Source organism: Photobacterium aquimaris (assembly GCF_002954455.1).
Lineage (GTDB): Bacteria > Pseudomonadota > Gammaproteobacteria > Enterobacterales > Vibrionaceae > Photobacterium > Photobacterium aquimaris.
Map to the genome: position 1 here is coordinate 13,162 of NZ_MSCC01000003.1, position 21,935 is coordinate 35,096.

Annotated in this window: 20 protein-coding genes and 1 pseudogene; 10 read left to right on the plus strand and 11 right to left on the minus strand. The window is 43.3% G+C overall.

Features of this window, described 5'->3' with window-relative positions; translation table 11 throughout:
• Positions 1–4 precede the first annotated feature (4 nt).
• The gene (locus BTN98_RS16235; RefSeq protein ID WP_060999321.1) at positions 5–1,450 is read left to right on the plus strand and encodes a TrkH family potassium uptake protein; all 1,446 of its coding nucleotides are present in this window, start codon (positions 5–7) and stop codon (positions 1,448–1,450) included.
• A 70-nt stretch (positions 1,451–1,520) separates the two neighbouring features.
• Here the strand turns inward: BTN98_RS16235 and trhA are convergent, their stop codons facing one another.
• Positions 1,521–2,180: a PAQR family membrane homeostasis protein TrhA gene (trhA, locus tag BTN98_RS16240; protein WP_060999319.1), complete on the minus strand. Its 660-nt coding sequence runs from the start codon at positions 2,178–2,180 to the stop codon at positions 1,521–1,523.
• A gap of 149 nt (positions 2,181–2,329) precedes the next feature.
• Positions 2,330–3,007, minus strand: a complete 678-nt coding sequence (locus BTN98_RS16245; protein ID WP_060999317.1) for a FadR/GntR family transcriptional regulator — start codon at positions 3,005–3,007, stop codon at positions 2,330–2,332.
• A gap of 318 nt (positions 3,008–3,325) precedes the next feature.
• On the opposite strand from BTN98_RS16245, the gene BTN98_RS16250 reads away from it, so the two are divergent.
• The 4 genes from BTN98_RS16250 to BTN98_RS16265 all read left to right on the plus strand — a co-directional run bounded on the left by BTN98_RS16250 (position 3,326) and on the right by BTN98_RS16265 (position 5,786).
• Positions 3,326–3,529 carry a hypothetical protein gene (locus BTN98_RS16250; RefSeq protein ID WP_060999315.1) on the plus strand — a complete coding sequence of 68 codons (204 nt, stop codon included), beginning with the start codon at positions 3,326–3,328 and terminating at the stop codon, positions 3,527–3,529.
• Between the two features lie 156 nt (positions 3,530–3,685).
• Entirely contained in the window at positions 3,686–3,952 is a 267-nt protein-coding gene (locus BTN98_RS16255; protein WP_060999313.1) for a YihD family protein, read from the plus strand.
• 166 nt (positions 3,953–4,118) lie between these two features.
• Complete coding sequence (locus BTN98_RS16260; RefSeq protein WP_060999311.1) at positions 4,119–5,105, plus strand: serine/threonine protein kinase; 987 nt, start codon at positions 4,119–4,121, stop codon at positions 5,103–5,105.
• A 78-nt stretch (positions 5,106–5,183) separates the two neighbouring features.
• Complete coding sequence (locus BTN98_RS16265; RefSeq protein WP_060999309.1) at positions 5,184–5,786, plus strand: thiol:disulfide interchange protein DsbA/DsbL; 603 nt, start codon at positions 5,184–5,186, stop codon at positions 5,784–5,786.
• A 62-nt stretch (positions 5,787–5,848) separates the two neighbouring features.
• Here the strand turns inward: BTN98_RS16265 and BTN98_RS20885 are convergent, their stop codons facing one another.
• Together BTN98_RS20885 and BTN98_RS16270 are read right to left on the minus strand one after the other, a co-directional pair.
• Positions 5,849–6,124, minus strand: a complete 276-nt coding sequence (locus BTN98_RS20885) for a magnesium chelatase subunit ChlI family protein (protein ID WP_412779392.1) — start codon at positions 6,122–6,124, stop codon at positions 5,849–5,851.
• Positions 6,125–6,154: 30 nt separating this feature from the next.
• Positions 6,155–7,185, minus strand: a pseudogene (locus tag BTN98_RS16270) (YifB family Mg chelatase-like AAA ATPase); the annotation flags it as partial.
• Between the two features lie 463 nt (positions 7,186–7,648).
• On the opposite strand from BTN98_RS16270, the gene ilvG reads away from it, so the two are divergent.
• From ilvG to ilvA, 5 genes are all read left to right on the plus strand, one after another.
• Positions 7,649–9,295 (plus strand): acetolactate synthase 2 catalytic subunit, encoded by a 1,647-nt coding sequence (gene ilvG / locus BTN98_RS16275; RefSeq protein ID WP_060999307.1) that lies wholly within the window; start codon positions 7,649–7,651, stop codon positions 9,293–9,295.
• Positions 9,296–9,297: 2 nt separating this feature from the next.
• Positions 9,298–9,552, plus strand: coding sequence for an acetolactate synthase 2 small subunit (gene ilvM / locus BTN98_RS16280; RefSeq protein WP_045029730.1), 255 nt, complete (start codon positions 9,298–9,300; stop codon positions 9,550–9,552).
• 11 nt (positions 9,553–9,563) lie between these two features.
• Complete coding sequence (locus BTN98_RS16285; RefSeq protein ID WP_174545297.1) at positions 9,564–10,499, plus strand: branched-chain amino acid transaminase; 936 nt, start codon at positions 9,564–9,566, stop codon at positions 10,497–10,499.
• 73 nt (positions 10,500–10,572) lie between these two features.
• Positions 10,573–12,414 carry a dihydroxy-acid dehydratase gene (ilvD, locus tag BTN98_RS16290; RefSeq protein ID WP_060999303.1) on the plus strand — a complete coding sequence of 614 codons (1,842 nt, stop codon included), beginning with the start codon at positions 10,573–10,575 and terminating at the stop codon, positions 12,412–12,414.
• Between the two features lie 4 nt (positions 12,415–12,418).
• A complete protein-coding gene (gene ilvA / locus BTN98_RS16295) occupies positions 12,419–13,972 on the plus strand; it encodes a threonine ammonia-lyase, biosynthetic (RefSeq protein WP_060999301.1) in 1,554 nt (517 codons plus the stop codon).
• A gap of 56 nt (positions 13,973–14,028) precedes the next feature.
• Here the strand turns inward: ilvA and BTN98_RS16300 are convergent, their stop codons facing one another.
• The 7 genes from BTN98_RS16300 to atpG all read right to left on the minus strand — a co-directional run bounded on the left by BTN98_RS16300 (position 14,029) and on the right by atpG (position 21,896).
• Positions 14,029–14,403, minus strand: a complete 375-nt coding sequence (locus BTN98_RS16300) for a helix-turn-helix transcriptional regulator (protein WP_060999299.1) — start codon at positions 14,401–14,403, stop codon at positions 14,029–14,031.
• A gap of 240 nt (positions 14,404–14,643) precedes the next feature.
• Positions 14,644–16,479: a glutamine--fructose-6-phosphate transaminase (isomerizing) gene (gene glmS, locus BTN98_RS16305; protein ID WP_060999297.1), complete on the minus strand. Its 1,836-nt coding sequence runs from the start codon at positions 16,477–16,479 to the stop codon at positions 14,644–14,646.
• 36 nt (positions 16,480–16,515) lie between these two features.
• Positions 16,516–17,289 carry a DeoR family transcriptional regulator gene (locus BTN98_RS16310; protein ID WP_060999296.1) on the minus strand — a complete coding sequence of 258 codons (774 nt, stop codon included), beginning with the start codon at positions 17,287–17,289 and terminating at the stop codon, positions 16,516–16,518.
• Positions 17,290–17,524: 235 nt separating this feature from the next.
• Positions 17,525–18,883 (minus strand): bifunctional UDP-N-acetylglucosamine diphosphorylase/glucosamine-1-phosphate N-acetyltransferase GlmU, encoded by a 1,359-nt coding sequence (glmU, locus tag BTN98_RS16315; protein ID WP_060999294.1) that lies wholly within the window; start codon positions 18,881–18,883, stop codon positions 17,525–17,527.
• A 267-nt stretch (positions 18,884–19,150) separates the two neighbouring features.
• Positions 19,151–19,573 (minus strand): F0F1 ATP synthase subunit epsilon, encoded by a 423-nt coding sequence (locus BTN98_RS16320; protein WP_060999292.1) that lies wholly within the window; start codon positions 19,571–19,573, stop codon positions 19,151–19,153.
• Positions 19,574–19,590: 17 nt separating this feature from the next.
• The gene (gene atpD / locus BTN98_RS16325) at positions 19,591–20,997 is read right to left on the minus strand and encodes a F0F1 ATP synthase subunit beta (RefSeq protein ID WP_060999290.1); all 1,407 of its coding nucleotides are present in this window, start codon (positions 20,995–20,997) and stop codon (positions 19,591–19,593) included.
• Positions 20,998–21,029: 32 nt separating this feature from the next.
• Positions 21,030–21,896 carry a F0F1 ATP synthase subunit gamma gene (gene atpG / locus BTN98_RS16330; RefSeq protein ID WP_060999288.1) on the minus strand — a complete coding sequence of 289 codons (867 nt, stop codon included), beginning with the start codon at positions 21,894–21,896 and terminating at the stop codon, positions 21,030–21,032.
• Positions 21,897–21,935: the final 39 nt, after the last annotated feature.

Genomic DNA, 21,935 nt, shown 5'->3' on the forward strand with positions numbered 1-21,935 from the left:
GCTTATGGTTAATTTACGTCCAATATTATTTGTACTCGGACTGGTGCTATCTAAGATAGCCCTGTTTATGTATGTACCTACCTTAGTGGCCTTTTTTACCGGCACTGAAGGTTTTATGGATTTTGCTGCAGCAGTGGTTATCACCCACTCTGTGGCTTTCTTATTACTTTCTTACGGTAAAACTGACGAGTTTAAGCTCAGCGTACGGGATATGTTCCTGATCACCACGCTGGTATGGACCGTTGCCAGTGCCTTTGCTGCGCTGCCATTTGTATTTATTAATCACATCAGCTTTACTGATGCGTATTTTGAAACCATGTCAGGCATCACCACTACTGGCTCAACAGTATTAAGTGGCCTTGATCAAATGGCACCAAGTATTTTACTGTGGCGCTCAACCTTACAATGGTTGGGTGGGGTCGGCTTTATTGTTATGGGGGTCGCTATTTTGCCGATGCTCAATGTCGGCGGCATGCGGTTATTCCAAACAGAATCGTCCGATTGGTCAGATAAAAGCTCGCCTCGCACCAAAAGTGTCGCCAAAAATATCATTAACGTGTATTTGATTCTCACCGTGCTGTGTATCATTGCGTTTATGTGTGCTGGCATGAATACTTTTGATGCGATCAACCATGCTTTTACTACCCTTTCAACCGGCGGGTATTCTACCTCTGACGGCTCAATGAATCACTTTTCACACAGTGCACAATGGGTTGCAACCTTCTTTATGTTTGCTGGTGGATTACCATTCCTATTGTTTGTGCAAGCACTAAAAAAACGTCATCCACGGACGTTATTTGGTGATGCGCAAGTGAAGGGTTACACCTTATTTGTAGTGGTAGCGAGTTTAATTGTTGCGGCCTGTCTGATCTTTAATAAAGGTTATTCAGTCGTTGATGCAATGCGATTGTCGTTTTTTAATATCATCTCAGTGGTAACTACAACCGGCTTTGGCCTTGGTGATTTTACCGCTTGGGGTCCCTTACCAACGATTATTTTTGCATTCACATTACTGGTTGGTGCTTGTTCTGGATCAACCAGTGGCGGGATTAAAATCTTCCGTTTCCAAATCGCTTTTGCGCTATTACGCAAACATATTATGCAATCTATTCACCCATCAGCATTGTTCATTCAGCGCTATAACGGCCGACCGGTAACAGATGATATCGTACGTTCAGTAGTGGCACTGGTGTTTACTTTTATCATGACCATTATCGTGATTGCTTCAGTGTTAGCATTGCAAGGTTTAGATCCAATCACCAGTATTACCGGTGCGGTTACTGCGGTAGCTAACGTCGGTCCAGGTATGGGAACCATCATTGGCCCAACAGGTAACTTTGCTAGTTTACCTGATTTATCGAAATGGACTTTAAGCTTAGGCATGCTAATGGGACGTTTAGAAATATTAACCGTGTTAGTGGTTTTTGCTCCCGCTTTTTGGCGAGATTAATAAATACCGTCCCCAAAAAACAACAAGAGAGCGCATCGCACTCTCTTTTTTTATTTGAATTTTTCGTGATTTATAGCGGTTTAATATAAAAATAAATCGCACAAAAATGGCAAATAGAACCGCCTAAAACAAACAAATGCCAAATCGCATGGTTGTAAGGAATACGCTTATTGACATAAAACACCACCCCTAAAGAGTAGATCACACCACCAAGAGCCAATAATACTAATCCTCCGGGCGCTAAAGACATCGCTAATTGGTAGATCACAATCACTGATGACCAACCCATCGCAAGGTAGGTGAATAATGATAATTTTTTGAAACGATGAATAAAAACAATTTTAGCGACAATACCGATCAAGGCTAACCCCCACAGTACAGCCATTAATCCCCATGCTAAAGGGGTACGCAAAGCAATCAATAAAAACGGAGTATAGGTACCAGCAATCAATAAATAGATAGCGCAATGATCAAAAATCTTTAATGGCTTTTTCGCGTTTTGGGTCGGGATCGCATGATATAACGTTGAGGCAAGGTACAATAAAATCATACTCATACCATAAACAATATAACTGACAATACTTAACGTATCTGCCTGTAAAGCAAAAGCTTTATCTAACAATAAATATAGTCCAAACACTGAAAACACCAACCCAAGGCCGTGGCTAACACTGTTGGCAACTTCTTCTGCCGTTGAATAACCTAACTCAGTTTTGATTACATTATTCATGATTTATATACCTCAAAGGACGTTTCATTCAATCACTATCATCATTTCAGCTTACACTTGTAAGCCTAAATTAAGCAACCTTTTGTTAATCACTTTAGTGGCAGTATTTTTTATAAAAAAAGGAGCCACTGGGCTCCATAATTAACGGACTACTGTAGCAACTCTAAGGTTGCTTGCCGTGCTGTATCTGGATCGTGGTTTAAAATACCGTCGACAATCCGCTGATGAACATCAAGCTGCATTACTTCTTCACGAGTGACAACACGAAAGTAATTTTCAAATACCGCTTTGAATAAATTACCAAACGGACTAATAAAATGGTTACCAGAAGAAAAATACACTAACTGATGAAAGCGAGTATCAATTTCAATCCAACGTTCTTGATCAAAATTATCTTTCATCTGATACATTTGCTGCATCAAATGCTCAAATTCAAGTCGATCTTCAGCTGTCGCATGAACCGCTGCTAATGCTGCCGCTTCAGGCTCTAAGGTCAAGCGCACTTTTTGATACTCAACGATCAACTCTGAATCAGCATCAAAATCTAACCAAGCGAGCAAATCTTGATCAAGATAATTCCAGTTTTTCTTTGGCATTACACGAGTACCAATGCGTGGACGCGGTAATACCATGCCTTTTGCCGCGAGCATTTTTATTGCTTCACGGACAGCAGTACGACTAACGCCATACATTTCACCTAACTCAACTTCGCCTGGTAAAATTTCGCCAGGGGCAGGATCACCGATTAAAATACGGCGACCAATAGCCTCTGCTAATCGATAAGATAAATTACGATTAGCAACAATACGTTGCTGCTCCTGATCCATAGATCCTCTCCCAAGGCCTTTGTTGTACAACTAAACGAACGCTAATATCAATATACTGCCTTATATAAGGCTGAGCGACACGGTGCATCAAGGGGGTAATTATTGCAATAGTTAGTATCGAAACAATGTAATAATTAAATATTAGCATTTTGTTGCTTATTTTATGCTCGACTTTTAATTACCAGATTGTTATCCTGCGCGCGATTTGGTTAACAACCAACCAATGTTCTGATGGATGGGTTCTACCCAGTAGGGAATTTTCCCTTCAGAAAGATATTTGAATTTTTGGCCATGGATGAGCCTGACAATAGGTGAATTATGCGTCCAGCATCCACAGTCAGGTATGCAAGTACCCCCCGCAGTCCATCGCGTTTACGTGCCACTGCCCACGCACCACAATATAAAGTTAATCCTAAAAAAGCAGCGACAACTGACGTTCACTTAACGACTGCTGATGCACAGTTAATAACGCCACAACAAATAGTGTCTGAGTTGAATAGCAATCAACAGCAACAACGCTAATTGTTATATTAAGCAGCCTTGGCTGCTTTTTTATTAACCTAATTTTGGCATAGGCATTGATTGTATCCCAACGGGCTTTGTTATAATTTACGGGTACTAAAATAATGATAATACAATCGTCTAACGATTGGCTCAGCCCAAGCTACGGAGTTAATAATGAAAACCCATCGCGTTAATGAACTGATTGAGTTACTGCACCCTGAGTGGAAAAAAGATCCCGATCTTAATTTGGTTGAATTTCTACTTAAATTAGCAGCTGAAGCTAAATACCAAGGTCCACTAGAAGCATTAACTGATGATGTTCTTATTTACCATTTAAAAATGCGTAATAGCGACAAAGATGCCATGATTCCTGGCCTTGCAAAAGATTGTGAAAATGACTTTAAAACAGCTATCTTGCGCGCTCGCGGTATCATCAAATAATCACTAACTAGTGGTTTTATTTTATTTCTTAAGCCAGTTATCACTAACTGGCTTTTTTTGTAAAAATAATCCCGCGCCATCATTGTCGCTACCAATGTTTCAGTTGTTTTAATCCCATTCACGGTTAAGCTAAACAACTATTCCAAGCCAGATTCAGGATTCCGTCATGGAAAAACAAAGTTTTAGTTTTGCAGATCTCAGCCCCGATGTACTGCTTGATGCGTTAGATAGTATTGAGGTTCATGCCGAGTCAGGTTTACTGGCACTCAATAGTTATGAGAACCGCGTTTATCAATTTAAAGCTGAAGATGGCCAACGATATGTGACCAAATTTTATCGTCCAGCACGTTGGAGTGATCAACAAATTGATGAAGAGCATCAATTTACCCTTGAGCTTGAACAACACGATATTCCTGTTGCTGCTCCCATCGCCATCAATGGCAGTACCTTACACCATTATAACGGTTATCGATTTGCACTATTTCCAAGTGTCGGTGGGCGTCAATTTGAAGTCGATAATTTTGACCAATTAGAATGGGTCGGACGCTTTTTAGGCCGCATTCATCAAGTAGGTCAACGCCAACCCTTTATTCATCGTCCAACATTAGGATTAGAAGAATACGTTTATCAGCCTCGACAAATACTTGCCAATAGCGACTTTATTCCTGATTACCTAAAACACAGTTTTTTTGCTGATCTTGATCGCTTAATTACAGAAATTGAAAGCCATTGGTCAACCGACTGGCCCGCTTTACGCCTACATGGCGATTGTCACCCTGGTAATATTTTATGGCGTGATGGACCAATGTTTGTTGATTTAGATGACGCTCGCAATGGCCCTGCTGTGCAAGATTTATGGATGATGCTTAATGGTGAGCGCCATGATCAACTGGCACAACTAGATACACTACTTGAAGCTTATAATGAATTTGCTGACTTTGATCCGCGCCAACTTAAATTAATTGAACCATTACGTGCACTTAGAATGGTCCACTATATGGCATGGCTGGCTAAGCGCTGGCAAGATCCAGCATTTCCACGCGCATTTCCATGGTTTGGCGATGCAAAATATTGGGAAGGCCAGGTTTTAGCATTTAAAGAACAAATTTTTAGCCTAAATGAACAACCATTGCAGCTAATGCCACAATGGTAAGGTAATATAAAATAACAACAATTAATGACTATACTCAGCTAATATCTAGCTACGACATGGATAATCAGGAACCTCAAAATGATGAAGAATTTACTTGCACTCGTCAGTGCTGCTTTATTGTCTTTTTCTGTTCACGCTGCCAAATTTACGGAAGGCGACTACTATAAGGTATTAGATCAGCCCCAATCAACCACACCGGTTGTGACTGAGTTCTTTTCACTTTATTGCCCGCACTGTTTTCAATTTGAACCGATGATTCGACAGTTGAAAACCAAACTACCTGACAATGTGAAATTTCAAAAAATGCACGTGTCATTTATGGGTGGTCCAATGGGTAAAGTAATGAGTAAAGCATTTGCTACTGCCGTTATTTTAAACGTCAATGACAAAATGTTACCGGTACTATTTAACCGTATTCAAACCCTCAATCAACCGCCTCGTAATGAAGCAGAAGTTCGCCAAATCTTCATTGATGAAGGCGTACCAGCAGCAGAGTTTGATGGTGCTTTCAATAGCTTCGCGGTTAACTCAATGGTCAGCCGTTATGATAAAGCCTTTGAAGATGCGGGCTTAACAGGTGTACCTGCAGTAGTGGTGAATAATAAATACCTCGTTAAAACAGGTAAAATTAAATCTGCTGATGAATATTTTGAATTAGTTAACTTTTTACTTAAAAAATAACATCACAGATTAACAACCTATGACCATAAAAAAGAGGCTCTAATCAGCCTCTTTTTTTCGCTCTATACCACCTGACTACTGAGTTGCTTTAACAGCCTATCCATGGCTCGATAGCCAAGTGCCTCGGCTAAATGAGATCGTTGAATATGTTCTTGCTCCGCTAAGTCTGCAATTGTCCGTGCCACTTTAATAATGCGATGATAGGCGCGAATAGACAGCCCCAATTGATGCAAGGCATTTTCTAAAAACTCAGCATCTTGCAATGATAAGCCACAATATTGATCTAGTTCGCGAGTAGTGAGTGTGCCGCGAGGTAATGCGGGAATTTCTAACGACATATCAAATCGATCTAATAGCGGCCCAGATAAACGGCTTAAATAGCGCAAAATAGCTTGCGGATTGGTTCGTGATTGATTGCCTTCATAATAACCCGTTGGACTTGGATTTAAGGCTCCAATTAATTGAAACCGAGCAGGAAAGGTGGTTTTAGCTGTTGCACGCGATATGACGATTTGCCCTGACTCTAGTGGCTCTCGCAATGAATCTAACACTTTGCGTTCAAATTCCGGCATTCATCTAAAAATAATAACCCATTATGAGCCAATGAAATTTCTCCAGGTTTAGGCACCGATCCACCACCAACTAAGGCCGCCATTGAACTGGAATGATGGGGAGTACGAAAGGGACGATTCAGCCAGTTACCTTGATGTAAAGATTGTTGGGTTAATGACGCTACCGCGGCGGTCTCAATCGCTTCTTGGTGGGTCATTGATGGCAATAGATCCCGTAATCGCGATGCCAACATAGTTTTACCTGTTCCCGGAGGCCCCAACAATAATAAATTATGACTTCCTGCAGCCGCAATTTCTAATGCTCGCTTACCTTGTTGCTGCCCAATAATATCTTGCATATCACGCTGTTCATTTACTGCCTCTGTCGTTACTGTTGAGCGTGGCTGCTGGTGTAATTGCAGCTGTTGTTGACTACATAAAAACCCGCAAACATCCAATAATGTTGGTGCTGATTTGTGTTTATTTTGCGCCACCAACGCCACTTGATCACCGTTGTGATCGGGCACAATTAAACAGCGTTTGGCTTTCAAAGCTGCTAATGCTGCTGGTAATGCACCTTTTACTGGCCGTAAATCACCCGATAGCGCCAGTTCACCAATAAACTCATGTTGTGCTAACCTCTGCGACGAAATTTGCCCTGATGCCGCTAAAATTCCTAATGCAATCGGTAAATCAAACCGCCCACCTTCTTTGGGTAAATCTGCTGGGGCTAAATTAACTGTAATTCGGCGCGATGGAAATTCAAATTGAGCATTAATAATTGCACTCCGCACTCGATCTTTAGCCTCTTTGACGGTGGTCTCTGGTAAACCGACTTGGCATCCCATTACTTAAATGAACCTCAACGCCCACACAGGCTCGACTATGAACAATCGCAAGTGTCATTGGTGACTCCCCATTGACTGGCAATACATACCAGCGGGTTAATGAAATTTATCTAAGGTGTTACATCAAAGCCCCATTAATGCAGCGAGTCTGTCTATAAAACCAAATTTTTTTCTTGTCATGTGACACAGATCTGTGTTACCACTTATGTATAGCAACAACTAAACAATAAAAATCGGACAATTATGCGCATAACTGCAACATCCCCAATACTCATTATTAACGTCATCGTGGTGATTATCTCACCGCGCAGGGGATTTGCAGGCGAAAGTTAACGCTACCAAGACACAGCAAAGCCCCCGCACTGAGAAGTTCGGGGGCTTTTTTAAATCAACAAATTTAAGCACAAGATCAGGATTGGTTTTTATTTGAATTTTATGTCAACCACATACGCAAGGAGCAGCGATGACAGGGGCAGAGTTAGTCGTACAAGCGCTGCAACAGCAGGGTATTAAAACTATTTTTGGCTATCCAGGTGGCGCAATCATGCCCATCTACGATGCGCTTTATGATGGTAACGTTGAGCATATTTTATGTCGCCACGAGCAAGGAGCAGCAATGGCAGCCATTGGTATGGCTCGTGCCACTCAAAAGGTTGCTGTATGTATGGCAACATCAGGCCCAGGTGCTACCAACCTAGTCACAGGCTTAGCCGATGCATTTATGGATTCAGTACCATTAGTCGCGATTACAGGCCAAGTGGCTAGCTCACATATAGGTACCGACGCCTTTCAAGAAATGGATGTGATTGGAATGTCATTATCATGTACCAAACACAGTTATTTAGTCACTGATATTAATGAACTTGCACCAACATTAGCCGAAGCGTTTATGGTTGCTCAGACAGGCCGTCCTGGGCCGGTCATCGTTGATATCGCCAAAGATGTTCAACTTGCAACAGCGCCAACAGCCTTATTAGCACCAATTACACCACCAGCACTACCGATTGCTGACACTGCCGCGATAACAACCGCGCAACAACTATTGCGCCAATGTCAGCGACCAGTATTATACGCCGGTGGTGGCGTGCAAATTGCGCAGGCAACCGCAACATTGCGCCAATTTCTGCTCAATAACCCAATGCCATCAGTCAGTACCCTTAAAGGCTTAGGCTCTGTTGCTCGCCATGACCCACATTACCTAGGAATGTTGGGAATGCATGGCACCAAAGCTGCAAACCTTATTGTTCAAGAAGCCGATTTATTGATTGTGGTTGGGGCTCGTTTTGATGATCGCGTTACAGGCAAACTTGATACTTTTGCTCCCCATGCCAAAGTGATCCACATTGATATCGATGCCGCAGAATTCAATAAACTCCGCCATGCGAACGCACCTTTACGGGGGGACATTAATGCCATTTTGCCCCAACTCGAATTAGGTCAGGATATTAGCCGCTGGTTAACCCACAGTGAGCATTTACGCAAAATTGGTAAATGGCGCTACGACCATCCTGGTGAGTTAATTTATGCACCATTACTGCTAAAACAACTGTCTGACATGATGCCTGATAGCAGTATGGTATCAACCGATGTAGGCCAACACCAAATGTGGGCAGCGCAGCATATTCAACCACGTGAACCACAGAACTACATTACTTCTGCCGGACTTGGCACCATGGGTTTTGGTTTACCTGCCGCCATGGGAGCGAGTGTTGCACGCCCACAAGATCAATCAATTCTGATCTCTGGTGATGGCTCATTTATGATGAATGTTCAAGAACTAGGCACCCTTAAACGCCGCCAAATTCCAGTCAAAATGGTCCTGATTAATAACCAACGTTTAGGCATGGTACGTCAATGGCAATCACTGTTTTTTGATGGCCGCCATAGCGAGACCATTTTGGATGATAATCCAGATTTTGTAATGCTGGCACGGGCGTTTGATATTCCCGGCAAAACCATCACTCGCAAAGAAGAAGTCGCACCGGCATTGGCTGAAATGCTTGCCAGTAAAAGTGCTTATTTATTACATGTTGTAATAGATGAAGAACAAAACGTATGGCCATTAGTGCCACCGGGTGCCGCTAATCAAGATATGTTGGAGAACACCTGATCATGGAAAGATATTTACTCGACATAAAAGCTAACGACAAACCGGTGTTACTTGAGCGTATTTTGCGGGTTATTCGCCACCGTGGATTTGTGATCAAGAAAGTGGATGCAACTCAAAATCACCATAGCAATATCGCCACTATCGCTATCATTGTTGATAGTGATCGTCCGATTAGCATTCTGATCAATCAAATAGAAAAACTCTGGGATGTAACCACGGTTACCACCTCACAAATCGACAATTTGGATACAATTTAAGAAGGGAACTCATCATGGCAAACACAGCTGATTATATTTGGTTTAACGGTAGTATCGTACCTTGGGCACAAGCCAATGTTCACGTTCTTACCCATGCAATGCACTACGGCACCTCTGTTTTTGAAGGTATTCGTTGTTACAACACCCCTAAGGGACCGGCCGTTTTTCGCCACCCAGAACATATGCAACGATTACTTAATTCAGCCAAAATTTATCGCTTTCCCATTCCTTATAGCTGCGATGAGCTAATGGAAATATGCCGTGAAACCATTCGCGTCAACAAACTTGATTCAGCCTATATTCGACCATTAGGTTATGTGGGTAACGTTGGTTTAGGTGTTTGTCCTCCAGTTAATACCATCATGGATCTGATTGTTGCTGCATTCCCATGGGGCTCATACCTTGGTGAAGAAGCGTTAGAGAATGGGGTCGATGCGATGATTTCAAGCTGGAACCGTGCTGCACCCAACACCATTCCAACCGCAGCTAAAGCGGGAGGTAACTACTTATCATCACTACTGGTTGGTAGCGAAGCTCGTCGCCATGGTTACGCTGAAGGGATTGCGTTAAGTGTTGATGGTTACCTTTCAGAAGGGGCTGGTGAAAATATTTTTATCGTTCGTAACGGTATCCTGTCAACGCCACCAACAACCAGTGCTATTTTGCCAGGCATCACGCGTGACACCATAATGACTCTAGCCAAAGAGCGCGGCTATGAAGTTCGCGAAGAAAATATTGCCCGTGAAGCGCTATACCTTGCCGATGAAATCTTCATGACCGGCACTGCGGCTGAAATTGTTCCAGTACGTAGCGTGGATCAAATTACTGTAGGTTGCGGTAAACGCGGGCCGATTACTCAACAATTACAAAGTGATTACTTTGGGCTATTTAACGGCGAAACCGACGACAAATGGGGTTGGTTGGACTACGTATACCCAGCCAAATAAGCGGCTGTAAATCAACTTAATGAATAGCTTCAGCCATCACCATGATGGCTGAACCAAAAAGGATTTTATTGTTATGCCTAAGTATCGCTCAGCAACCACCACCCATGGCCGAAATATGGCAGGCGCACGTGCTCTATGGCGCGCGACTGGAGTTAAAGATCAAGATTTCGGTAAGCCCATTATCGCCGTTGTAAATTCATTTACTCAATTTGTTCCCGGTCATGTCCACCTAAAAGATCTGGGGCAATTAGTTGCCGAACAAATCGAACAAGCAGGCGGTATCGCCAAAGAATTTAATACTATTGCGGTTGATGATGGCATTGCCATGGGCCACGGCGGAATGCTGTATTCATTGCCATCACGCGAATTAATTGCTGATTCCGTTGAATACATGGTCAATGCCCATTGTGCCGATGCGATGGTGTGTATTTCCAACTGTGACAAAATCACTCCAGGAATGTTAATGGCGTCATTGCGATTAAACATTCCAGTAATTTTTGTTTCTGGTGGTCCAATGGAAGCTGGCAAAACGAAACTGTCAGAGCAAGTGATCAAACTTGATTTAGTAGATGCGATGATCCAAGGTGCGGATCCAACAGTTTCTGATGAGCAAAGTGAGCAGATCGAACGTTCAGCATGTCCAACTTGCGGATCCTGCTCAGGCATGTTTACTGCTAACTCAATGAATTGTTTAACCGAAGCGCTAGGGTTAAGCCAGCCGGGTAACGGTTCAATGCTGGCAACACATGCCGATCGTGAGCAGCTATTTATTAATGCAGGTAAACGTATCGTTGCTTTAACTAAACGCTACTATGAACAAGACGATGACACCGCATTACCGCGTAATATTGCCAATAAACTCGCGTTTGAAAATGCAATGGCACTGGATATTGCAATGGGCGGTTCAAGCAATACCGTTTTACACTTATTAGCAGCAGCACAAGAAGGTGGGATTGATTTCACCATGGCTGACATTGATCAAATGTCACGTCGCGTACCACAGTTATGTAAAGTCGCTCCTTCCACGCCTAAATACCATATGGAAGATGTTCACCGCGCAGGTGGCGTTTACGCTATTTTAGGTGAACTTGATCGCGCCGGTTTATTCCACAACCAATGCCATAATATCTTGGGGGAAACCTTTGCCGAAAGCCTGCGCCATTACGACATTATGCAAACCCAATCTCAAGCTGTAAAAGATTTCTTCCGTGCAGGCCCTGCAGGTATTCGCACTACTAAAGCTTTTTCACAACATTGCCGTTGGGACACCCTTGATGATGATCGCCAACATGGCTGTATTCGTAGTCGAGAATTTGCGTTTAGTGATGAAGGCGGATTAGCTGTTCTATCAGGCAACATGGCGCTTGATGGCTGTATTGTTAAAACCGCAGGGGTTGATGAAAGCTGCTTAACCTTTACCGGTCCAGCGGTAGTATTTGAAAGCCAAGATACTGCTGTCGAAGGTATTCTTGGTGGAAAAGTCAAAGCCGGTGATGTGGTCGTTATTCGTTATGAAGGACCAAAAGGCGGGCCGGGTATGCAAGAAATGCTCTATCCAACCACCTATTTGAAATCGATGGGACTGGGTAAAGAGTGCGCCCTGATCACTGATGGTCGATTCTCAGGCGGCACCTCAGGATTATCGATTGGCCATGTTTCACCCGAGGCTGCTAGTGGCGGTACTATTGGTTTAATTAATAGTGGCGATATGATCGCAATTGATATTCCTAATCGCAGTATCAACTTACTGGTTGATGATGCCACGCTCGCCACTCGCCGTGCAGAAGCCGAATTACGCGGCTGGAAACCTGTCGATCGCGAACGCCAGGTATCATTAGCACTTAAAGCCTATGCACTACTTGCGACCAGTGCCGATAAAGGTGCTGTACGTGATAAATCCAAGTTAGAAGGATAATCTGATGGCCGAAGTGAACCCTGTCAGCGATCAATATTTACTTAGCGGTGCAGATTATCTGCGCAATATTTTACGCGCCCCGGTGTATGAGGTCGCGCAAGTTACCCCTCTACAAAATTTAACTCGCCTCAGTGCTCGCATCGGCAATCATGTGCAATTAAAGCGAGAAGATCGTCAGCCTGTACATTCGTTTAAATTACGTGGCGCCTATAACATGATGACTCAACTGACAGAACATCAACGTCAGGCTGGTGTCATTGCGGCATCTGCAGGTAATCATGCCCAAGGATTAGCGTTATCAAGCCAAAAGTTAGAGGTTAGCGCCACTATCGTCATGCCGCGTACCACACCCGATATTAAGGTTGATGCAGTACGCGGATTTGGCGCTAATGTGGTCTTGCATGGTAATAACTTTGATGAAGCCAAAATTCATGCTGAAATGCTGGCGCAACAACATGGTTATACTTTTATACCTCCATTTGATCATCCAGCCATCATTGCCGGACAAGGCACGATTGGTATTGAGCTGGTGCAACAAAATGGCCATCTTGAGTATGTCTTCGTTCCTGTCGGCGGTGGCGGTTTAGCCGCGGGCGTCTCGGTATTACTAAAACAACTGCTACCTGAGATTAAGGTTATCGGTGTCGAAGCGGAAGACTCGGCCTGTTTAAAGGCGGCTTTTGATGCTGGACAGCCAGTAACACTTGATCAAGTGGGTATGTTTGCCGATGGCGTCGCGGTGAAACGTATTGGCAGTGAGACCTTTCGTTTATGTGAGCAATATCTTGATGATGTGATCACCGTCAGTAGCGATGAAATTTGCGCGGCGGTGAAAGATATCTTTGAAGATACTCGCGCGATTGCTGAACCGTCAGGAGCATTATCACTGGCAGGTTTGAAAAAATATGCTGAGCAGCAGCAATTACAGCAATGCCACTTAGCTGCTATTTTATCAGGTGCTAACCTTAACTTTCATGGGCTGCGTTATGTGTCTGAACGCTGTGAATTAGGCGAGAAACGCGAAGGGCTATTAGCGGTGACGATTCCTGAGCGTCCAGGGGCTTTTTTAGATTTTTGTCACCTGATTGGTGGCCGTGCTGTGACCGAATTTAACTACCGTTATAATGATGACAAACTCGCAAATGTGTTTGTCGGGGTACGGTTACTTCAAGGCCAACAAGAGCTTGAACATATTATTGCTGATCTGCGTCAAGGTGGTTATCCGGTAATGGACTTGTCGGATGATGAAATGGCCAAAGTACATGTGCGCTATATGATTGGTGGACGACCATCAAAACCATTGCAAGAACGGTTATATAGCTTTGAATTTCCGGAATATCCAGGCGCACTGACTAAGTTTTTATCTACCTTAGGCGGTCAATGGAATATTAGCTTATTTAATTACCGTAACCATGGTGCTGATTATGGCCGAGTCTTATGTGGATTTGAATTAGCTGAGCATGATTTGCTATCGTTTACCAACCATCTGCGTAAACTGGGTTATCATTGGCATGATGAGACAGACAGCGCTGCATATAAGTTTTTTCTCGCCCAATAAACTCAAATAACCAAATGCTATCAAGCAGCGTTAACGACGCTGCTTTTTTATTACAATCAATGGCGATGAGTCAGTGTCCGTGTATATTCAGCCATATACTGCGCTAATTGAATGCTTTGCTGTAAAATTATTTGGCGAGCAGAGTGGGGAAGACAGCCAAAGCACTGGACTAATTGATCGATCTCTTCTTTATATTCACTTTCTATAATATCGAGCCCTAAATCACCATAGATAAACCAGGTTAACGGCCGTTCGGTTAGCTCTGAAATCTCAACCAATAATCGCACTTTTGGTTCCGTTTTACCGGTTTCTAAGTCCAAATAGGTTTGGCGTGCGACTTTCAATTGCTGGGCCATATAAACTTGGGTTAAGCCTTTCCACTCACGCGCCTCTTTGATCCTTTGCGCCATCTGTTGTTTACGATCTGTCATCATTTACTCCAAAAACCCGTTGTAAACATAATTACTACAACAACTCCTTGCAGATGATGCGCCAAGTTTTTTAGCCCATAGTTACGATTAAATCAGACAATTATCGTTGCATATATGACTATTTTTGTATTTTGAATTGCAGTTCGTAAGTTTGCATTCAACTATTTTTATTTCGCAAAAATAACTCGCATTAAAAAAGGTGCCAATGCTGGCACCTTTGTTATAACTGCGTATGAACGACTATTCTACCGTTACCGCTTTAGCCAAATTACGAGGCTGATCGACATCTGTCCCTTTGATCAGCGCAACGTGATACGCCAATAACTGCATTGGAATGGTGTAAAAAATCGGTGCAATAATCTCATCAACTTTAGGCATGGTAATGATCTTCATACCATCACCATCATCAAAATCAGCTTCATTATCAGCAAAAACATACAACAACCCGCCACGTGCACGTACTTCTTCAATGTTTGATTTTAGTTTCTCAAGTAAATCATTGGTTGGGGCTACCACAATCACTGGCATTTCAGCATCCACTAACGCTAATGGACCATGTTTAAGCTCACCAGCCGCATAAGCTTCAGCATGAATGTAAGAAATCTCTTTCAATTTCAATGATGCTTCAACCGCAATCGGATAAAACTCACCACGACCTAAAAATAACGCATGCTGTTTATCTGCAAAATCTTCTGCTAATGCCTCAATCGGCTTATCAAACGCTAATGCTTGTTCGATATAACTTGGAAGCTGCTGCAATGCTGCCACAATGTGTTGCTCTTGTGTTTTATCTAGCGTGGCTTGCTGCTTACCAATCGCTGTTACTAGCATCAATAGTGCCACCAGCTGAGTAGTAAATGCTTTGGTTGATGCCACCCCAATTTCAGCCCCTGCACGCGTCATAAAGGCTAAATCAGACTCACGCACTAACGATGAACCCGCAACATTACAAATCGTCATTGCCGCCATGTAGCCTTTTTGTTTGGCAAGACGCAGTGCTGCTAATGTATCTGCTGTTTCTCCTGATTGGGAAAGGGTAATCAGTAAGCTATTTGGACGCGTAACGAATTTACGATAACGGAACTCAGAAGCAATCTCGACATCACAGCTAACACCAGCAATCGATTCAAACCAATACCGTGCCACCATGCCAGCATTATAAGAAGTACCACAAGCAATGATCTGAATATGTTCAACTTTATCGAGGATCGTCGCCGCATCACTGCCAATACTTTCGATGATCACATGATCATCGCTAATTCGACCTTCCATAGTGTTGATCAATGCACTTGGCTGCTCAAAGATCTCTTTTTGCATATAATGCCGATATTGGCCTTTATCTGCTGCATCATGCTCTACTGTTGATTCACTCACTTTACGCTCAACAGCTTGACCTTGGCTATCAAATACCGTCACTTTGCGCCGCGTCACTTCAGCAACATCACCTTCTTCCAAAAACATAAACCGTCGAGTGACATTTAATAATGCCAATTGATCAGAAGCAATAAAGTTTTCGCCAATGCCAAGTCCAATCACTAATGGACTGCCAGAGCGCGCCACCACCACTCGCTCAGGATCACGACTATCCATCACTACGGTACCGTAAGCACCTTCAAGTTGAGTAACGCTATTTTGTACTGCTGTTAATAAACAATCTGCCGAACGTAACTCCCAATCAACTAAATGGGCAATCACTTCAGTATCTGTTTGCGAACTAAAGACATAACCACGCTCACGCAATAACTCACGTAAAACCTGATGATTTTCAATAATACCGTTGTGAACAATAGCGATATGTTGACCCGAAATATGTGGGTGGGCATTAGCTTCTGATGGTTCACCATGGGTTGCCCAGCGAGTATGCGCAATGCCAGTACCACCGCATAAATCAATACTCTCAACCGCATCAGCCAACGCTTGCACCTTGCCTAATCGACGTACACGCTGTAGCGTATTATCAACAGCCACCACCGCAATACCGGCAGAGTCATAACCGCGATATTCTAAACGACGTAAGCCTTCAATCAGAATTTCAGCCACATCACGTTGTGCTACTGCACCCACTATTCCACACATAATAATTCCTTTACCACAGCTTTGATTATTTTGAGATTATCCGTTAACGACGGCACGAATCACTCGCACCCCATGTTGCTCAATACTGGCTTTATCGCTATCACTTAAGCCTTCATCAGTGATCAAAGTACTGATCCCTTGCCAAGCTAATTCAAGGTTGGGGATTTTGCGCCCGACTTTATTTGATTCAACCATCACCACCACTTCACGCGAGACTTCAGCCATTACTCGGCTTAACCCCATTAATTCATTAAAGGTGGTGGTACCACGGGCAACATCAATGCCATCAGCACCGATAAACAGCTGATCAAAATCGTACGAACGTAATACTGATTCTGCGACCTGACCTTGAAAGGATTCAGAATGGGGATCCCAAGTACCACCCGTCATTAATAGCGTCGGTTCATTTTCAAGTGCATTAAGAGCATTGGCGACGTGGAGTGCATTAGTCATCACAATCAAACCTTGCTTACCCCCCAATAACGCGATCAATGCGGCAGTAGTGCTGCCACTATCAATAATAATTCGATGGTGATCGCGAATTTGATCAGCCGCTGCTTGTGCTATCGCTAACTTACACACTGAAACTTGTTCGGTGTGCTCTGTCGTGACAATTTCACTCGGCATAGCAATCGCGCCACCATAGCGGCGTAATAATGAACCAGTGATCTCTAAGGCTGCTAAGTCCTTACGGATAGTAACTTCTGAGGTAGAAAAGTGATGCGCTAAAACATCAACGCTAACCTCGCCTTGCTCACTGACCATAACGGCAATAGCATGGCGACGTTGCTGAGTATTACGTTTCGACATGAAGGTTAAACAACGTAGTAAGTTTCGATTTGAAACTAGTATAGCGTTACTAAAAAGGATTCGGCAATACCTTTGAGATAATTTTCATCACAAAACAATACAGTTAAGGGATAACATCATTGGCACTAAAACTGCGGTAAATGGTCAAAATTCAGACATAAAAAAAGCAGAGCTCATGCTCTGCTTAATAATATATGGCTCTTTAAACTGACATTTTTTCAGTTATAGAATAAGCCTATTTTTTGGTTGGACGTTTCCAACCTTTAATCGTACGTGCTGGCGTACGAGTGATCACTAGCTCATCTTCACCCACATTGCGGTTAATGGTTGAGCCTGCACCAATAGTTGCGCCACTTGCAACTTTAACCGGAGCAATAAGCTGAGTATCAGAACCAACAAACACATCATCGCCGATTTCGGTCTTAAACTTATTAGCACCATCATAGTTACAAGTGATTGTACCCGCACCAATATTAACATTAGTACCAATATCAGCATCACCTAAATAGCTTAGATGGCCAGCTTTAGAACCAACACCTAAACGAGCTTGCTTCATTTCAACGAAATTACCGACATGGGCTTGAGTCATTAACTCAGTACCAACACGTAAACGTGCAAATGGACCAACCGTACAGGCTTCACCAACAATAGCGCCTTCAATCACACTGTAAGGGCTAATAATACTGTTATCATCAATCTCACAGTTTTTCAGCACACAACCGGCACCGATAATTACATTATCACCAATGCTAACACTGCCTTCGATAATAACATTCACATCGATTTCAACATCGGCACCACATTGTAGTGAACCGCGTAAATCAAATCGAGCGGGATCACGTAGCATTACACCTTGCTCAAGTAAACGCTCAGCCTGCATCGCTTGGAATGCTCGCTCTAAACGCGCTAACTGCACACGGTTATTGACCCCTTCAACTTCAATTGCTAGCGCAGGGTGTACCGCTTCAACCGCACGACCTTCGTTATGAGCAATTTCAATAATGTCAGTCAGATAGTATTCACCTTGCGCGTTCTCGTTTTTAAGTGATGCTAACCAACGCTTAAGATCACCGCCATTAGCAACCATAACGCCAGTATTGATTTCTTTAATCAGCTTTTGTTCTTCTGTGGCATCTTTTTCTTCAACAATCGCCACCACTGGACCATTACGACGCACAATACGGCCGTAACCCATCGGGTTATCCAGAACCACAGTCAATAATGCAATACCACCATCAGGCTGAGCATCAAGTAGATTCTCTAACGTTTGCGCGCTAATTAACGGCACATCACCGTATAGGATCAATGCTTTCTCATCATCAGCAAGATTCGGCACAGCTTGATTAACCGCATGCCCGGTACCTAACTGTTCAGCCTGTAGTACCCAATTCACATTTTCTTTAGCTAATACTTGCTGCATGATATCGCCACCATGACCATAAACAAGATTAATGCTACTTGAACCAATATCGTTACAGGTATCAATGACATGTTTAACCATTGGCTTACCAGCAAGGGTATGAAGAACCTTGGGTAAATTAGAGTACATACGGGTACCTTTTCCCGCGGCAAGAATCACAGCACTAAAGCTCATGATGAGTATTCCTCTGAATGCATATATAGTTTGTATATTCCTATTGTACCTGTAGATGCACATAGGTTTAAGATGAACCACACATTTTAACTAAAAAATAACCAATAAAAAAACCCCACATAGATAACATTTACTTATACATCAGCAAAAATCGACTATTTATAGTGCTATCATCTCTTATGGATTATCGATAAGATAAAAAATTCTATTTGACCATAAAAAAAGCGACCCTAAGGTCGCTTTTTATGATGCTGCTATTAAATATGATTAACGTGAACGTTTAGTCAATTCAATAACGCGTAACTGAGCAATTGCTTTTGCTAGATCACTGGCTGCTTGGGCAAAATCGATATCGCCATGCTGATTATGAATTCTCTCTTCAGCTTGGCGCTTTGCTTCTTCAGCTTTCGCAGTATCTAAATCAATACCACGAATAGCGGTGTCAGCAAGTACGGTTACGATACCAGGTTGTACCTCAAGCATGCCGCCAGAAAGATAAATAACATCTTCTTCGCCACCTTGCTTGATAATGCGTACCATACCGGGAGTAATCGCACTCAACAACGGCGTGTGACCGGCATGAATACCAAGTTCACCTTCGCTACCTGTAACCTGAATACTTTCAGCACGACCAGAAAACAAACGTTTTTCAGCACTGACTACATCCAGATGAAAGGTTATCGCTGCCATATTGCCTCCTAATTAGCTTACAGTTTTTTGGCGTTTTCTAATACGTCTTCAATCGCACCACAGTACATAAATGCCTGCTCAGGGATATCGTCGTATTCACCAGCTAAAATACCTTTAAAGCTACGTAACGTATCTTTAAGTGATACGTAAATACCAGGAGAACCGGTAAATACTTCTGCTACGTGGTAAGGCTGTGTTAGGAAACGTTCAATCTTACGCGCACGAGATACAGCTTGCTTATCTTCTTCAGACAGCTCATCCATACCTAGAATTGCGATGATATCTTTCAGCTCTTTATAACGCTGTAGCAAGCTCTGAACGCCACGTGCGATGTCGTAATGTTCTTGGCCTACTACCAATGGATCAAGCATACGTGATGTTGAATCCAGTGGGTCGATCGCAGGGTATAGACCTAGCGATGCGATTTGACGCGAAAGTACAACTGTTGCATCTAAGTGAGCAAAGGTTGTTGCTGGTGATGGATCCGTCAAGTCATCGGCTGGTACGTATACCGCCTGCACTGACGTGATAGAGCCAGATTTGGTTGACGTGATACGCTCCTGAAGTACACCCATTTCTTCTGCAAGTGTTGGTTGATAACCTACCGCAGATGGCATACGACCAAGTAGTGCAGATACTTCAGTACCAGCAAGGGTGTAACGGTAGATGTTATCGATAAATAACAGTACGTCACGACCTTCGTCACGGAAACGCTCAGCCATTGTCAAACCCGTCAAAGCAACACGTAGACGGTTACCTGGTGGCTCGTTCATCTGACCGTAAACCATTGCTACTTTTGATTCTTCAGGCTTCTCAAGGTTAACAACCCCAGCTTCCTGCATTTCAAAGTAGAAATCGTTACCTTCACGAGTACGCTCACCGACACCGGCAAATACCGATAGGCCTGAGTGTTGCAGCGCGATGTTGTTGATAAGCTCCATCATGTTAACGGTCTTACCTACACCCGCACCACCAAATAGACCGATTTTACCACCCTTAGCAAACGGACAAATAAGATCGATAACCTTAACGCCTGTTTCTAACAGCTCGGTTGCATTTGATTGTTCTTCGTAGCTTGGCGCTGGACGGTGAATAGCATAACGCTCTTGCTCACCGATTTCACCACACTCATCAATGGGTTGACCTAGAACGTTCATGATACGTCCTAAAGTCGCTGTACCCACTGGTACTTCAATAGGGCGGCCTGTATTTTCAACAGACAAACCACGACGTAAGCCATCAGAAGTACCCATTGCGATACCACGCACAATACCGCCACCAAGTTGCTGCTGAACTTCCAGTACTAACGTACCTTTTTCTTTCGCATCAACATGAAGGGCATCATATACTTTGGGTACAGAGTCCTGTGGAAACTCTACGTCGACTACTGCACCAATGATCTGGACGATCTTACCTGTAGCCATCGTTAATCCTCTAAACTTATTAATTCTTTGCCTTAAACAGCAGATGCACCAGAAACGATTTCTGATAATTCTTGTGTGATCGCCGCCTGACGGGCTTTGTTATACACAAGTTGCAAGTCATCAATCAGATCACCTGCGTTATCGGTCGCAGCTTTCATTGCTACCATTCGTGCCGCTTGCTCACTGGCAAGGTTCTCAACCACGCCTTGATACACTTGTGATTCGACATAACGAACCAATAGGGCATCAAGTAACGGTTGTGGCTCGGGCTCATAAATATAATCCCAAGAATGGTTGCGCTGCATCTCTTCGTCTTCTGACTTAGGCAAAGGCAACAATTGATCAATCACCGGTTCTTGCACCATAGTATTTACAAACTGGTTGTATACTAGGTACAAACGATCTAATTGACCTTCATCATATTTCTTCAGCATTACGCCAACAGTACCGATCAGCTCATCCACCGTTGGTGAATCACCAAGGCCTGATACTTGAGCCGTTACGTTGCCGCCGTAGTTATTAAAAAATGCCGTTGCTTTTGCGCCAATTAACGCAAGATCAACTTCAGCACCTTTTTCAGACCACGTCTGCACATCGTTAATGGCTTTTTTAAACAAGTTAATGTTCAAGCCACCACACAGACCACGGTCAGTAGAAACAATGATGTAACCGACGCGCTTGGCTTCACGCTCTTCGAGATAAGGATGCTTATACTCAAGGCTACCAAGGGCGATGTGACCGATCACTTTGCGCATAGTTTGTGCGTATGGACGTGATGACTCCATCGCTTCTTGCGTTTTACGCATTTTAGAAGCGGCCACCATTTCCATCGCTTTAGTGATCTTCTGTGTATTTTGAACACTACCGATCTTGTTACGAATCTCTTTTGCGCTGGCCATCGTCACTCTCCGTTAGAAGGTGATCGCTAAGCGATCACC

Bases quoted from the DNA above. Each gene is read 5' to 3' on its own strand.
- atpD (WP_060999290.1), bottom strand. From the start codon at position 20,997: ATGGCTACAGGTAAGATCGTCCAGATCATTGGTGCAGTAGTCGACGTA.
- BTN98_RS16235 (WP_060999321.1), top strand. From the start codon at position 5: ATGGTTAATTTACGTCCAATATTATTTGTACTCGGACTGGTGCTATCT.
- BTN98_RS16310 (WP_060999296.1), bottom strand. From the start codon at position 17,289: ATGTCGAAACGTAATACTCAGCAACGTCGCCATGCTATTGCCGTTATG.
- BTN98_RS16320 (WP_060999292.1), bottom strand. From the start codon at position 19,573: ATGGCAGCGATAACCTTTCATCTGGATGTAGTCAGTGCTGAAAAACGT.
- BTN98_RS16300 (WP_060999299.1), bottom strand. From the start codon at position 14,403: ATGACAGATCGTAAACAACAGATGGCGCAAAGGATCAAAGAGGCGCGT.
- BTN98_RS20885 (WP_412779392.1), bottom strand. From the start codon at position 6,124: ATGTCGTTAGAAATTCCCGCATTACCTCGCGGCACACTCACTACTCGC.
- BTN98_RS16260 (WP_060999311.1), top strand. From the start codon at position 4,119: ATGGAAAAACAAAGTTTTAGTTTTGCAGATCTCAGCCCCGATGTACTG.
- atpG (WP_060999288.1), bottom strand. From the start codon at position 21,896: ATGGCCAGCGCAAAAGAGATTCGTAACAAGATCGGTAGTGTTCAAAAT.
- BTN98_RS16255 (WP_060999313.1), top strand. From the start codon at position 3,686: ATGAAAACCCATCGCGTTAATGAACTGATTGAGTTACTGCACCCTGAG.
- ilvM (WP_045029730.1), top strand. From the start codon at position 9,298: ATGGAAAGATATTTACTCGACATAAAAGCTAACGACAAACCGGTGTTA.
- glmU (WP_060999294.1), bottom strand. From the start codon at position 18,883: ATGAGCTTTAGTGCTGTGATTCTTGCCGCGGGAAAAGGTACCCGTATG.
- ilvD (WP_060999303.1), top strand. From the start codon at position 10,573: ATGCCTAAGTATCGCTCAGCAACCACCACCCATGGCCGAAATATGGCA.
- glmS (WP_060999297.1), bottom strand. From the start codon at position 16,479: ATGTGTGGAATAGTGGGTGCAGTAGCACAACGTGATGTGGCTGAAATT.
- ilvG (WP_060999307.1), top strand. From the start codon at position 7,649: ATGACAGGGGCAGAGTTAGTCGTACAAGCGCTGCAACAGCAGGGTATT.
- ilvA (WP_060999301.1), top strand. From the start codon at position 12,419: ATGGCCGAAGTGAACCCTGTCAGCGATCAATATTTACTTAGCGGTGCA.
- trhA (WP_060999319.1), bottom strand. From the start codon at position 2,180: ATGAATAATGTAATCAAAACTGAGTTAGGTTATTCAACGGCAGAAGAA.
- BTN98_RS16265 (WP_060999309.1), top strand. From the start codon at position 5,184: ATGATGAAGAATTTACTTGCACTCGTCAGTGCTGCTTTATTGTCTTTT.
- BTN98_RS16250 (WP_060999315.1), top strand. From the start codon at position 3,326: ATGCGTCCAGCATCCACAGTCAGGTATGCAAGTACCCCCCGCAGTCCA.
- BTN98_RS16245 (WP_060999317.1), bottom strand. From the start codon at position 3,007: ATGGATCAGGAGCAGCAACGTATTGTTGCTAATCGTAATTTATCTTAT.